Raw genomic sequence first — 13815 nt, 5'->3', positions numbered from 1 at the left:
ATTCAAGGGAGAATTTATGAGCCAGAAATTAAAAGTCGTCACCATTGGCGGCGGGAGCAGCTACACCCCGGAATTACTGGAAGGTTTTATTAAGCGCTACCATGAATTACCGGTTTCTGAATTATGGCTGGTCGATGTCGAAGAGGGGCAAGAGAAGCTGGATATTATTTTTGCGCTCTGCCAGCGCATGGTGGAAAAAGCGGGTGTACCGCTGAAAGTCTATAAAACGCTGAACCGCAGGGAAGCATTGCAGGGCGCAGATTTTGTCACCACACAACTGCGCGTCGGTCAGTTGAAAGCGCGCGAACTCGATGAGCGGATTCCGCTCAGCCACGGTTATCTGGGGCAGGAGACCAACGGCGCGGGCGGTTTGTTTAAAGGGTTGCGCACTATTCCGGTGATTTTCGACATTATTAAAGATGTGGAAGCGATTTGCCCGAACGCGTGGGTTATCAATTTCACCAACCCGGCCGGAATGGTCACCGAAGCCGTTTATCGCCATACCGGTTTTAAGCGTTTTATTGGCGTCTGCAATATTCCCATCGGCATGAAAATGTTTATCCGCGATGTGCTGAACCTTGCCGACAGCGACGAACTGGCGATCGATCTGTTTGGCCTCAACCATATGGTGTTTATCAAAGATGTGCTGGTCAACGGCACGTCGCGCTTTGCCGAACTGCTCGACGGCGTCGCGTCCCGCAGGCTGAAAGCCTCGACGGTGAAAAACATTTTCGACCTGCCGTTTAGCGAAGGGTTAATCCGCGCGCTCAATCTGCTGCCCTGCTCTTACCTGCTCTATTACTTCAAGCAAAAAGAGATGCTGGCGATTGAGATGGGCGAATATTACAAAGGCGGCGCGCGGGCGCAGGTGGTGCAGCAGGTTGAGAAGCAACTGTTTGAGCTTTATAAAGATCCGGCGCTCAAAGAGAAGCCGAAGGAACTGGAGCAGCGCGGTGGCGCGTACTACTCCGATGCCGCCTGCGAAGTGATCAACGCCATCTATAACGATAAGCAGACCGAACACTATGTGAACATCCCGCATCACGGACACGTAGAAAATATCCCGGCGCACTGGGCGGTCGAGATGACCTGCATTCTCGGGCGCAACGGCGCGACGCCCCATCCGCGCGTGACGCAGTTTGACGAAAAAGTGCTTGGGCTGATTCACACCATTAAAGGTTTCGAAGTGGCCGCCAGCAAGGCGGCGCTGAGCGGTGAATTTAACGATGTGCTGCTGGCGCTCAATCTCAGCCCGCTGGTGCATTCGGATCATGATGCGGAACTGCTGGCGCGTGAAATGCTGCTGGCGCATGAAAAGTGGCTGCCCAACTTTGCTGAGTGCATCGGCAAACTGAAAGCGTCACCGCGTTAAGGAACGGCTATGGAACGCTTATTGATTGTTAACGCGGACGATTTTGGTCTCAGCAAAGGGCAAAACTACGGCATCGTCGAGAGCTTTCGTCACGGCGTGGTGACGTCCACGACCGCGCTGGTCAACGGCGCGGCGATTGAGCATGCGGCGCAGCTGAGCCGTGAACTGCCCGCTCTTGCGGTAGGTATGCACTTTGTACTGACGCTGGGCCAGCCTTTAACGCCTATGCCCGGCCTTGCCCGGCACGGCGAACTGGGAAAATGGATCTGGCAAATGGCCGAAGCCGATACATTACCGCACGCAGAAATCGCCGAAGAACTGGCGAGCCAGTACCAGCGCTTTGTTGCGCTTTTTGGCCGCGAACCGACGCATCTGGACAGCCATCATCATGTGCATATGATCCCGCAGATCTTGCCGATTGTGGCGCAGTTTGCCGCCGTGCGCGGGTTGCCGCTGCGCCTCGATCGCCCGGCAGGATTACCCGCCAGCGATTTGCCGGCTGGGCTTCGCAGTACCGAGGGTTTCAGCAGCGGCTTTTATGGCGAGGCGATTTCTGACGCGCTCTTTTTACAGGAGCTGGATGCCTCAGCCGCGCGCGGCGAGGATTCGCTGGAGATGATGTGTCACCCGGCGTTTGTCGATAACACCATCCGCCAGAGCAGCTATTGCTACCCGCGTTTAACCGAGCTGGAGGTGCTGACCTCGATGTCGCTGAAATACGCCATTGCTGAACGCGGCTACCGGCTCGGCAACTTCCGCGATCTGACATAGCGCCTTTTGCGGCGCGCGCTGCGCCGCATTTCCCCGCTGGCCGCGACCTTGGCTCAGCCTTTCATTCGAAATTTCACGCACTCTTTTCATGGATTTAGCACCTTAAACGTATCCGCCTGTAAGCAAATATCCTTTATATCTTCACTTTTCCTCGTATATTTTTTCGCCTTCATTTTGCTATCCTCCCGCATGAGAATGAACGTTCATTACTGAGGTTTGCAAATGGCATTGAAAAGAATAATGGTGGCCGTACTGGCATGTCTGATTGTCGCCTGCGACCAAAAACCGGAAACGAATGCAGGTGCGATGGCAATGCAAGTTGGCGTGGTCACGCTGAAGGCCGAACCGGTAACACTATTCAGTGACCTGACAGGACGTGTCACTGGCACCATGGTTTCTGATGTTCGCCCGCAAGTCGAAGGCATCATCAAGAAACGGTTATTTAAAGAAGGAGACGATGTTGTCGCGGGCCAGGTGCTATACGAAATTGACCCGGCAACGTATCAGGCAAGCTACGATGAAGCCGTCGCCCAGTTGCAGAATGCAGTGGCGATTGTTAACAGCAGCAAACTGAAAGCCGAGCGTTATGCCGCGCTGGTGAAAGAGAATGGCGTATCGCGTCAGGATGCGGACGACGCCATGGCCACCTACAAACAAAACGTGGCTTCCGTCGCGCAGTATCGCGCCGCCGTGGAGAGCGCCAAAATCAACCTCGGTTACACCAAAGTCAGAGCGCCGATTTCCGGTCGCATTGGTATTTCCTCCGTTACGCCTGGCGCGCTGGTCACCGCCAGCCAGACCACGGCGCTGGCAACCATCCGTACCCTTGATCCGATTTACGTCGATTTAACACAATCGAGCACGCAACTGCTGAAACTGAAAAAACAGCAGTTGCAGAACAGCGATAATACGGTTCCCGTTACCGTGACGCTGGATGACGGCAGCCAGTATCAGCATCCTGGTAAACTGGAGCTGACCGAAGTCTCTGTTGATGAGTCCACCGGCAGCGTGACGCTGCGCGCCGTCTTCCCGAACCCGGAACACGATTTGCTGCCGGGCATGTTTGTGCGCGCTACCGTCAGTAACGGCGTGCGCAGCGAAGCGATCCTTGCGCCGCAGCAAGGGATCACGCGCGATGCCAAAGGCAACGGCACTGCGCTGGTGGTGAATAAAGAGAATAAAGTGGAAAGTCGCGAGGTGGTTACCGACCGGGTGATCGGCAATAAATGGCTGATAACTCAAGGGTTACAGAGCGGTGACCGGTTAATTACCGAAGGCACCAGCAAAGTGCAGGCTGGCATGACAGTGAAAGCGGTGGAAGTCGGCGCTACCGAATCCAGTGATGGAAACGGAGGGAAGTAATTATGCTGGCTCAGTTTTTCATCCGTCGCCCGGTCTTTGCCTGGGTTATCTCGATCGTCATTATGCTGCTTGGCATTATCAGCATTAATAATCTGCCGATCGCGCAGTACCCCGATGTTGCACCGCCGCAGGTCAGGATCTCCGCCACCTATACCGGTGCGTCTGCGGAAACCCTGGAAAGCAGCGTAACGCAGGTGATTGAACAGCAGCTGACCGGCCTGGACGGCATGCTCTATTTTTCCTCCTCCAGTACCGCGTCCACGGGCCAGGTCAAAATCACCGTTACCTTCCAGCAGGGTACCGACCCGGATATTGCGCAGGTGCAGGTGCAGAACAAAGTCCAGCAGGCGGAAAGCCGCTTACCGGATGCGGTCACCTCGCAAGGCGTGACCGTGGAGAAAGCGCAAAGCGACTTCCTGCTGGTCATGGCGCTGTATGACAAGACCAACAAAAGTACCTCTTCGGATGTCTCTGACTACCTGGTCAGCAACATGGAAGATGTGCTGGCGCGCGTTAATGGCGTGGGCCGCGTGCAGGTGTTTGGTTCGGAATATGCGATGCGTATCTGGATGGACCCGAACAAGCTGGCCGCTTACTCGCTGATGCCTTCCGATGTGGAAAGCGCGCTGGAAAACCAGAACACCCAGGTCTCATCCGGGCAGTTAGGGGCACAACCGGCCAGCGGCGAGCAGCAACTGGTTGCCACCGTGCGTTCGCGTTCGCGTCTGCAAACGCCGGAACAGTTCCGCAATATTGTGCTGAAAACCAAAACCGATGGTTCCGTTGTCCGCTTAAGCGATGTCGCCCGGGTTGAAATGGGCAGCGAAGATTACAGCGCCAACGTACTGGCCAACGGCCACCCGGCAGCGGGTATCGCCATTCAGTTGGCCTCCGGCGCGAACGCCTTATCCACCGCAGAACGGGTTAAAAACACCGTCGATGAGTTCCGCAGTACCATGCCTGCCGGTTACGCCATTGACTATCCGCTCGACAGCACCGACTTCGTCAAAATTTCCATTGAGGAAGTGGTGAAAACCCTCGCCGAAGCGATCGCCCTTGTGGTGGTGGTGATGTTCCTGTTCCTGCAAAACCTGCGCACCACCTTGATCCCGACGATTGCCGTGCCGGTGGTGCTGCTGGGAACCTTCGGCGTGCTGGCGGCCTTCGGCTACTCCATCAACACCCTGACGATGTTCGGGATAGTGCTCGCCATCGGTTTGCTGGTCGATGACGCCATCGTGGTGGTGGAAAACGTCGAGCGTGTGATGCGGGAAGAAGGGCTGCCGCCACGGCAAGCGACAGAAAAATCGATGAAGGAGATCACCGCAGCGCTGATCGGTATCGCCATGGTGCTTTCCGCCGTGTTCCTGCCGATGACCTTCTTCAGCGGTTCCACGGGGGTGATTTACCGCCAGTTCTCCATCACCATCGTCTCGTCAATGGTGCTGTCGGTGATCATCGCGTTAACACTCACCCCTGCCCTGTGCGCCACGCTGCTGAAGCCGCACGATCATGAAAATGCCGGTAAAGGTTTCTTCGGCTGGTTCAACCGCAGCTACGAGAAAATACAGGAGCGTTACCACCAGCGCGTGGCGAAAGTCCTGCATGGTCCGGGCCGTTATCTGGCGCTGTACAGCGTGCTGTTAATCGGCTGTGCAGTGATGTATATGCGTCTGCCGACCGGCTTCCTGCCGACCGAAGACCAGGGTTACATCATGGTGCAGTACACGCTGGCGCCAGGTGCCACGGAAAACCGCACTCTCGAAGTGCGTAAACAGATCCAGAACTACTTCCAGACCAAAGAGAAAGATAACGTCAACGTCAGCATGCTGGTCGATGGCTTCAGCTTTGCGGGTAGCGGGCAGAACGCCGGGGTGGGATTTATCTCGCTGAAAAACTGGGATCTGCGTAAAGGCGCAGAGAACAGCGCCGATGCGATCGCGAAGCGGGCAATGATGAACCTCTCCTCGATCCGTGATGCGCAGATCTTCGTGCTGACGCCGCCGTCGGTCAGCGGCCTGGGCCAGTCGAACGGCTTCACCTTTGAGTTGCAGGCGCGCGGCGGCACCGACCGCGATACGCTGCTGAAACTGCGTAACCAGTTGTTGGCCGAAGCAGCGAAGGATCCGACGCTCTCCAGCGTGCGCCCGAACTCACTGCCGGACTTACCGCAAGTGCAGGTCGATGTGGATGACGTGAAAGCGCAGTCGCTGGGAGTCTCCGTCAGCGATGTCAACAGTACCCTCAGTTCGGCCATCGGCGGAACGTATGTGAATGACTTCTCGGATCGTGGACGGGTGAAAAAAGTCTACATCCAGGGGGATTCAGCCTTCCGCAGCAAGCCGGAGGATATCGATAGCTGGTTCGTTCGCGGTACCGACAGCGATGGCAACAGCACCATGGTGCCGTTCTCGTCGTTCGCTTCTGCGCACTGGATTTATGGCGCGGATGCGCTCTCCCGCTATAACGGCCTCTCTTCCTATGAGATTCAGGGGCAGTCCGCGCCCGGCAGCAGTTCCGGGGAAGCGATGAACACCATGGAGAAACTGGCAAAAGCCCTGCCTGGTGGAGCCACCACCTATGCGTGGAGCGACCTCTCCTACCAGGAACGCCTGGCCGGGAACCAGGCCATGTCGCTGTATGGTATTTCGCTGATTGTTGTCTTCCTCTGCCTGGCGGCGCTGTATGAAAGCTGGTCAGTGCCCTTCTCGGTCATGATGGTGGTTCCGCTCGGGGTATTTGGTTCCCTGTTAGCCATTACGCTGCGCGGGCTGGAGAACGATGTCTACTTCCAGGTGGCGCTGCTGACCATCATCGGCCTGTCGGCGAAGAACGCGATCCTGATTGTGGAATTCGCCGAGGAAAACTACCGGCGAGGCGAAAACCTGGTGGCGGCGGCGATTCACGCGGCCAGCACGCGTTTACGCCCGATCATCATGACATCGTTGGCGTTCACCGCCGGTGTACTGCCGCTGGCTATCTCAACCGGCGCGGGCGCTAACAGTCGAATCGCCATCGGGACGGGGATTATCGGGGGGACAATCGCCGCCACCTTGTTGGCCATTTTCCTTGTTCCTCTGTTCTTCGTGCTGGTCAGACGCGTATTCCCTTCCGTGCCGGAGGAGTACAAAGCAGTGCGCGAAACGACAGAAAAATCAGGAGAATAAGATGTCAGCAAGACTTTTAGCAGCATGCGTACCGTTTCTGTTAGCGGGCTGTATTTCGCTGGATCCCCACTATGACAGGCCAACCTCGCCGGTCAGTGGCCAGCTTCCTGCCGGGGAGGCCTATGCCTCCCTGAAAGGCACTCAGGGGAATAACTATCGCGATATCGACTGGCAGCAGTACATTCTCGATGACCGCCTGCGCCAGGTAGTGGCGATGGCGCTCGACAGCAGCCGCGACCTGCGGGAAGCAGTCGCCAGCGTGAAATCCGCGCGGGCGCAGTATGGCGAAGAGCGTTCGAACCTCTTCCCGACCATTAACGCGGAGCTGACCGGCACCCGTTCCCGCTCGCTCAACAACACCGGCAGCGGGACGTCTGTCAGTTCCAGCTATGAAGGCGATGCCAGCACCAGCTCGTTTGAGCTGGATCTGTTTGGCAAAAACCAGAGCCTGACGCGCGAGCAGTATGAAACCTGGCTGGGTACCGTCGAAGGGGCGCGCAGTACGCGTCTGACGGTGCTCTACAACACGGTGGATTACTGGCTGACGCTGGCGGCGGATAAAAGCAATCTGACCATTGCGAAAGAGACTGCCGAAAGCGCGCGGCAATCGATGGAAGTCACCCAGGCGCAGCTTCGTCACGGCACTGCGTCAATGGTAGATGTCTCTTCCGCCGCCACAACGTACCATTCGGCGCTCGCCGATGTGGCGAAATACCAGACCAGCGTGGCGCAGGATAAAAACGCCCTCGATCTGGTGGTTGGGCGGGCCGTGCCGGATAACCTGATCCCGGAAAACATTGATGCGGTGGCAAATGCGTTCAAAGAGATCCCGGCGGGCATCTCTTCCGACGTGCTGCTGAATCGTCCGGATGTGCTGGAAGCCGAGCATAATCTGAAATCGGCCAATGCCAGCATTGGGGCAGCGCGGGCGAATTTCTTCCCAAGCATCTCGCTGACCGCCAGCGGCGGCGCGGCAAGCAGCGACCTGTCGTCACTGTTTAAACACGGCGCCGGGGTGTGGTCCTTCTCGCCAAGTATTTCGCTGCCCATCTTCACTGGTGGCTATAACATTTCGCAGTTGAACTACACCAAGGCGCAGAAGGAGTACTACGTAGCGGCCTATGAGAAATCGGTGCAGACGGCCTTCCAGGAAGTGGCCGATGCGCTGGCGCGGCGCGGTACGATTAACGATCAACTCACCGCGCAGAAAAACTATACCAAAGCGGCCGAAGAGTATTACCGGCTGGCGTATCTGCGTTACCGCAATGGTGTGGATACCTGGTTGAACGCGCTTGATGCCCAGCGCACGTTATACACGGCCAGAACCTCGCTGGTCAGCGTGCAGCAGGAGTATTACACCAACCTGATAACGCTGTATAAAGTGATGGGCGGCGGTACAGGGCTGGAAGAGAAAACGGCAGCACTGCAGCAGCGTTAAGACACTGTGTAAGCACCCGGTAGAAGAATGCTCTGCCGGGTGTAAAGAGAGTCTGTTCGATACTTGTGACACACCGGGAAAGGCAACCATGAAAAAACACACCTGCACCTTATTCGTCTTACTGAGTCTTTCATTCAGTACAATAGCGGCACCTTTTGGCGATCCGCACCGCCCAGGCCCCGCGTTGCCGCGCGATAATGCGCCCCTGACCATCTTACCGCCTGCGGCGGAACTGATCGTGATTGGTGGATTAACCTACTACCTGCTGAATGGTCTCTATTATCAAAAACAGGATGGTCGTTATGTGGTGGTCGACAGACCTTCTGGCGGCGCGATGTCGGTGCTGGACTACAACGGCAAACGCTATTACGTAAAAGATGGCCACTATTACCAGCGCAATATCGATGATGAGTACATTGAAGTGCCACGGCCGGCTGGCCTTTAACCTTAATGCTCCTGTGGACAGGCAAAGCGGCCACAGGAGCAATATTTACCCGTCCGCAGGTAACTTATTTTGGCGACAAACAAACAAGAGCAACGCGTAAATGAACGCCGACAAATAATCATTGAAGCGGCAAAAGCCTGTTTCAGCGAGCACGGCTTTCACGGGTGCAGTATGGCCGAGTTATTCAGCCGGTCGGGTTATGGCGCGGGCCAGCTTTATCGTGATTTTCACAGTAAAGAGGCGCTGATTAATGAGGTGGTAAAAAGTGTCGCGGCCCAATGGCGAGCGTTTTTATTTCGCCAGCTACGATCTGATACGACGCTGAGCGATCTTCTGAATAGTGAATCCGCTTTCTGGTCCGGCTGGAGTCAGCGCGAACACGCGTTATTACTGGAAAGTTATTCGGAAGCCTCAAGAAATGAACAGGTGCGCAAAATATTAACTGATGAAGAAGAACGAACCATTAGTTATCTTGCCGGAAACGCCGAACTCCTGAATAGAGAAACGCAGCAACCGTTTAGCCGGGCACAAATTCGTCTGCTACTGACTATTATCGATGGCTTTATTTGTCGGGTGGTTTACGATCAGCAACTCAATGAAAATGAGCTGCTGCGTCTTAATACGTTGATTTTTAGCAACCCGAACGCCTGAAGGAGACTAAATTATTTCGCATGCACCAGATTATGCAAAATCGCATTAATCATCTGGCGTAATTCGTCGTCGATGACATAGCCTTTTCTGCCGCACTGCACAATGACGCCATCCAGCAGCATGGTGATGACATAATGGCGGGTACGAATAATCGACTCATCCATTGCCGGGTGTCGCTGTTTCTCGCGCCGAACGATATCATCCTGCAAGGCGTTGTGCGCCTCCGTCACCAGCTTTTTATAGCGCTCGTTGCGGATCGCAGCGGAGGCGATATCCATCAGCATAAAGATATTATCCTGCAAATCCGCCCAGAAAGCAGATTCCTGGAATATATCTAACGGCTGATTCTCATCATGCCGGGGTTTGTCATTTATGTGACTTCGCATATTATTAACAATGTCGGTCACCAGCGCTTCAATGATGCTGTCTTTATTTGCAAAATAGCGATAGATAAGCCCGGCGCTGACATTAGCGCAGGCCGCGATATTTTTAATGGAGGCATTATGAAAGCCTTTTTCTATCATGCAGGTTCTGGCGGCGCGGAGTATAAGTTCGTGACGATTCATTGTCTGGCTCCGAAAATAAACACCATCATATAATGAAATGTTAATATCACCAAGTCAGCTCAAAACAGAATAAAGAATTTACGACCGTCATCACGCAAATAATCGGAAGCGGGAAAATGTATTAACGAAGCGCAACGCGCTCCGTATCATTATTCAAAATCAGCGTGCCGTTTAAACATGCTGTTGCTGGATTCGCCAAGCTGCGCCATCAGTTCAAGAATAATCGCGTCACAGGTAATAAAACAGAGCTGCTCGAAAGCAGAACCCATCGGCTGGGAAAACGCACCTTCAATGCGCGCATTCTCTGTTTTTGCTGTGCCCGGCAAGACCAGTACGCAGTTTGCCATGCGGCCTATGGAAGAGTCGGCGTTCAGGGTAATCAGCGCCACATCCACCCCGCTTTCCACCGCTTTTTGCGCCAGGCTTTTCAGGCTGCCGGTTTCGCCGCTACCGGAACCGATAATCAATAAATCCCCCGGTTTACTGTGCGGCGAAGACATTTCCCCCACCACGCTGACGGAAAAACCAAGGTGCAAAAGCCGGTTGGCGAAACCACGGATAGCAATGCCGCTCCGCCCGGCGCCCTGCAAAAAGATATGGCCCGCTTTTCTGATATGCGCGATAAGCTGCCCGGCTTGCGCGTTATCAATGCTCTGCGCATTTTGCGCCAGTTCATTTAAAATACTGCGGATGTTTTGCTGCACGCCCATTTTCTTTCCTCCTGAAGCCGTTGCCATACCTCAACCAGACACAAGAGCATAGCGGGATCTGCGCAGAAGATAAGCGACAGAGCGTAAAATCTTCCGCTACCGTGATGCCGCTGCGGTTATCTTTTTGCCTCCGCCCAATGAAACAGAGAGGGAAATATCTTCATTAAAAATAGAAAATACGCTTAATCTTTAAAAAAACACGCATCCACAAATACAAAAAACCTCTTCAAAAAAAGTCACCACCTATATTCCAGTCACCAGACAAGAAAAACATATAATAATTTATCGTGATAACACAAAATTATTTATCAGCGATCCACGCCATTTTTAGGATTCTATCTTCTTAATTCAATCCGGAGATGGTGTAAATTCCAGAGCCGTTAGAAAAATAACCGGGAAATAGAGTACAAACTGGATGATTACTGCGCTTTTTACTACCGGGATGAATAATTATTTCTTAGGGACACCTGCCGCAAGGAATGGAGTCATTATTGATGGATATTAAAAAAACCACCTCGGGATTACTGATACTGACGCAGCTATTACCTGTCTGGCATCCGCTGGCACACGCTGCTCTGCCCACTCCCTCTTTAACCACCGACAGCCAAAACAACACGGAAAACCGTTTTTCTGTTGCCACGATGGCCACTGGCGCAGCACTGCAAGCAGATGACCAGTCCGGGGCATTGAAAAACCTGGCGCTGGGCCATTTTTCCGGCGCAGCTAACAGTGAAGTGCAGGCCTGGCTCTCACAGTTCGGCACCGCTCGCGTACAACTGAACGTTGATACCAAAGGGAACCTGGGCAATAGCGCGTTAGATTTCTTGCTGCCACTTTATGATGGCCCGAAGAATATCCTGTTTGCGCAGCTCGGATATCGTGCGCCAGAGGGGCGGCAGACCGGCAACCTGGGGCTCGGATGGCGAACGCTCTACGGCAGCTGGATGTACGGCGCTAATCTGTTCCTGGATAACGACTTCACCGGCAGCAACCGCCGCGCGGGTTTCGGGGCTGAAGCCTGGACCGACTACCTCAAACTCAGCGCGAACAGCTATTTCGGCCTCACGGGCTGGCATCAGTCCAGGGATTTCGCCAATTACGATGAACGCCCGGCGGACGGCTGGGACATTCGCGCCGAAGCCTGGCTGCCTGATTATCCGCAGTTGGGCGGCCGTCTGGTGTATGAGCAGTATCGGGGAAGTCACGTGGCGCTGGTTGATAAGAACAACCGGCAAAATAACCCGCGGGCGATTACAGCAGGGCTGAGCTGGACGCCCGTTCCACTGCTGACAACGGGGGTGGATTATCAGACTGGCAGCGGCATCAGCGATACCCGCTTCTCGCTGATGTTACGTTATCAGCCGGGCGTTTCGCTGCGCGAGCAGCTTAATCCGGATGCGGTTCGTATCATGCGTAGCCTGGCCGGAAGCCGTCACGATCTGGTCGAACGTAACAATGCGATTGTGCTTGATTACCGTAAGCAGGAGATGATTACGCTGGCGTTACCGGCCAGGCAAAGCGGCAATGCCGGCGAAACGATCGCGCTGGACGCCATCGTCACCGCAAAATACGGGGTGAAACGCGTCGAGTGGGATGCGCCAGAGCTGCTGGCCGCTGGCGGTAAAATTAATGTGACGGGCACGACCACGGCCACCGTTGTTCTCCCACCGTGGCAGAGCGGCAACAACACCTGGCCTATTCGCGCCGTGGCCTGGGATAACCAGGACAACAAATCAAACCGTGCCAGCACAGAGGTGACGGTGAACCCGCCGGTCGCCACCATCCAGGGCAGCGATCTTATCGTTACCCGTGATAATGCGCTGGCCGATGGCGCCGCCGCCAACGCCGTGAAGGCAAAAGTGACCGATGGTAACGGCAACCCGCTTGCCGGGCAGACCGTCAATTTTAGCGCCAGTAACGGGGCGAAAATCGTCACGCGCAGCGGAACAACTGACGCAGACGGGGTTGTAGAGACGACGCTGACCAGTACCCTGCCGGGAAGCGCCATCGTCACCGCTTCGCTGGCCAGTGGTGCAGCAACGTCAGTAAAAACTACCTTCACGTCGTCAACCAGCGCGATGATGAACAACATGATGGTCACGCGCAATAATGCGCTGGCCGATGGTAATTCTGCCAACGCCGTACAGGTGGAAGTGACCGACGGTAACGGCAATGCCCTTGCCGGAGAAAGCGTGACCTTCACCGCCAACAAGGGCGCGCAGGTTACGACGGTGACCGGAACGACGGGGGCAGACGGGCTGGCCTGGGCCACGCTGACCAATACCGCCGCAGGAACCACGACGGTAACGGCGGCGTTAAGCAATGGCACCACAACGTCGGTGGATACCCACTTTACGCCGGTTATCAGCTATATCGTGAGTAGCATGACCGTCACGCGCAATAATGCGCTGGCCGATGGCAGCGACAAAAACAGCGTGCGAATAGTGGTCACCGACAACAACGGTAAGCCACAGGCTGGACAGAACGTTACCATCACGGCGAATAATGGCGCAGTGGCTTCAGCATCAACCGTGACGACAGACAGCAATGGCGCTGTAACGGTCGACCTGACCAATATTCAGGACGGCCCCAGTACGGTAACGGCAACGCTGGACAACGGCACCCGCCGCCAGGTTGATGTGGAGTTCGAATCCCGTGTGGCGCGGGCGCAGGTTAACCTGATGACCACCAAAGACAATGCATTGAGAGACGGCGTGGATCAGGATGAAGTGGAAGCCACCGTGCTGGATATCAAAGGAAATCCAATCGCTGGCGTTAACATCACTTTTAAAACCCAGGATACGCTCAGCCAGGTGCTGGGCACCCAGGCGACGACCAATGCCAATGGTAAAGCCAGAACAGAAGTGGTATCGCTTGCAGCGATAAAAAATACGGTTATCGCTTCTCTGGATAATGGTAACGAAGCGACAAGTCCGGTGAATTTCCTCATGCTGCAAAGCATGTTCAGGATGATCACGGATTATTCTCCGGCTAACGGCGTGGATCAGAACGTCTTCGCGGTGAAGTTGATTCGCCCCGATAACGGGCAACCTGTCGCCGGTCAGACGCTAACCCTGAGCACAACGGATCCGATGACCTTGTCGACAACCCAGACCACGACGGATGCTAACGGAACGGCAACCATCAGCGCGACCAGTACGGTTGCTTCCGGTACAGCGGGCTTCAGCGTCCGGGTCAGCAATGTTGCCTGTTGCAGCATCACTTATGACGGTATTCACTTCAACTAACCGCAGCGCATCCGATAAGGGCGGAAATCGCCTTACCGGTTAACGCTCCTCCTGGTGACGGACAACATGGCGTTTGTCCGTCACT

The 13815-nt window shown here is 55.0% G+C and carries 10 protein-coding genes; 8 read left to right on the top strand and 2 right to left on the bottom strand.

The features are described from left to right. The first annotated feature begins 16 nt into the window (after positions 1-16). The 7 genes from Y71_RS05375 (at position 17) to Y71_RS05345 (ending at position 9206) form a co-directional block, all read left to right on the top strand. Positions 17-1372, top strand: a complete 1356-nt coding sequence (locus Y71_RS05375; protein WP_007370477.1) for a 6-phospho-beta-glucosidase — start codon at positions 17-19, stop codon at positions 1370-1372. A 9-nt stretch (positions 1373-1381) separates the two neighbouring features. Further along, a complete protein-coding gene (gene chbG / locus Y71_RS05370; protein WP_007370476.1) occupies positions 1382-2143 on the top strand; it encodes a chitin disaccharide deacetylase in 762 nt (253 codons plus the stop codon). Between the two features lie 222 nt (positions 2144-2365). Beyond that, positions 2366-3505 (top strand): efflux RND transporter periplasmic adaptor subunit, encoded by a 1140-nt coding sequence (locus tag Y71_RS05365; protein WP_035887759.1) that lies wholly within the window; start codon positions 2366-2368, stop codon positions 3503-3505. A 2-nt stretch (positions 3506-3507) separates the two neighbouring features. Beyond that, a complete protein-coding gene (locus Y71_RS05360; protein WP_007370474.1) occupies positions 3508-6672 on the top strand; it encodes an efflux RND transporter permease subunit in 3165 nt (1054 codons plus the stop codon). Position 6673: 1 nt separating this feature from the next. Continuing rightward, positions 6674-8110, top strand: coding sequence for an efflux transporter outer membrane subunit (locus Y71_RS05355; protein ID WP_007370473.1), 1437 nt, complete (start codon positions 6674-6676; stop codon positions 8108-8110). Positions 8111-8198: 88 nt separating this feature from the next. Continuing rightward, a complete protein-coding gene (locus Y71_RS05350) occupies positions 8199-8555 on the top strand; it encodes a DUF6515 family protein (RefSeq protein WP_007370472.1) in 357 nt (118 codons plus the stop codon). A 69-nt stretch (positions 8556-8624) separates the two neighbouring features. Further along, entirely contained in the window at positions 8625-9206 is a 582-nt protein-coding gene (locus Y71_RS05345; RefSeq protein WP_007370471.1) for a TetR/AcrR family transcriptional regulator, read from the top strand. An 11-nt stretch (positions 9207-9217) separates the two neighbouring features. Here Y71_RS05345 and Y71_RS05340 read toward each other — a convergent pair whose 3' ends face one another. Continuing rightward, positions 9218-9772: a TetR/AcrR family transcriptional regulator gene (locus Y71_RS05340; RefSeq protein WP_035887750.1), complete on the bottom strand. Its 555-nt coding sequence runs from the start codon at positions 9770-9772 to the stop codon at positions 9218-9220. Between the two features lie 149 nt (positions 9773-9921). Then, positions 9922-10482 carry a 6-phospho-3-hexuloisomerase gene (gene hxlB / locus Y71_RS05335; protein WP_007370469.1) on the bottom strand — a complete coding sequence of 187 codons (561 nt, stop codon included), beginning with the start codon at positions 10480-10482 and terminating at the stop codon, positions 9922-9924. Between the two features lie 494 nt (positions 10483-10976). Here hxlB and Y71_RS05330 point away from each other — a divergent pair, with 494 nt between their 5' ends. After that, positions 10977-13730, top strand: a complete 2754-nt coding sequence (locus Y71_RS05330) for an inverse autotransporter beta domain-containing protein (RefSeq protein ID WP_035887749.1) — start codon at positions 10977-10979, stop codon at positions 13728-13730. The last annotated feature ends 85 nt before the right edge of the window (positions 13731-13815 follow it).

Source organism: Kosakonia radicincitans DSM 16656 (assembly GCF_000280495.2).
Classification (GTDB): domain Bacteria; phylum Pseudomonadota; class Gammaproteobacteria; order Enterobacterales; family Enterobacteriaceae; genus Kosakonia; species Kosakonia radicincitans.
This window is presented reverse-complemented; position numbering and strand designations above follow the sequence as displayed.

Excerpts from the sequence above, each read along its gene's own strand:
- Y71_RS05375 (WP_007370477.1), top strand. The coding sequence starts at position 17 with ATGAGCCAGAAATTAAAAGTCGTCACCATTGGCGGCGGGAGCAGCTAC.
- chbG (WP_007370476.1), top strand. The coding sequence starts at position 1,382 with ATGGAACGCTTATTGATTGTTAACGCGGACGATTTTGGTCTCAGCAAA.
- Y71_RS05365 (WP_035887759.1), top strand. The coding sequence starts at position 2,366 with ATGGCATTGAAAAGAATAATGGTGGCCGTACTGGCATGTCTGATTGTC.
- Y71_RS05360 (WP_007370474.1), top strand. The coding sequence starts at position 3,508 with ATGCTGGCTCAGTTTTTCATCCGTCGCCCGGTCTTTGCCTGGGTTATC.
- Y71_RS05355 (WP_007370473.1), top strand. The coding sequence starts at position 6,674 with ATGTCAGCAAGACTTTTAGCAGCATGCGTACCGTTTCTGTTAGCGGGC.
- Y71_RS05350 (WP_007370472.1), top strand. The coding sequence starts at position 8,199 with ATGAAAAAACACACCTGCACCTTATTCGTCTTACTGAGTCTTTCATTC.
- Y71_RS05340 (WP_035887750.1), bottom strand. The coding sequence starts at position 9,772 with ATGAATCGTCACGAACTTATACTCCGCGCCGCCAGAACCTGCATGATA.
- hxlB (WP_007370469.1), bottom strand. The coding sequence starts at position 10,482 with ATGGGCGTGCAGCAAAACATCCGCAGTATTTTAAATGAACTGGCGCAA.
- Y71_RS05330 (WP_035887749.1), top strand. The coding sequence starts at position 10,977 with ATGGATATTAAAAAAACCACCTCGGGATTACTGATACTGACGCAGCTA.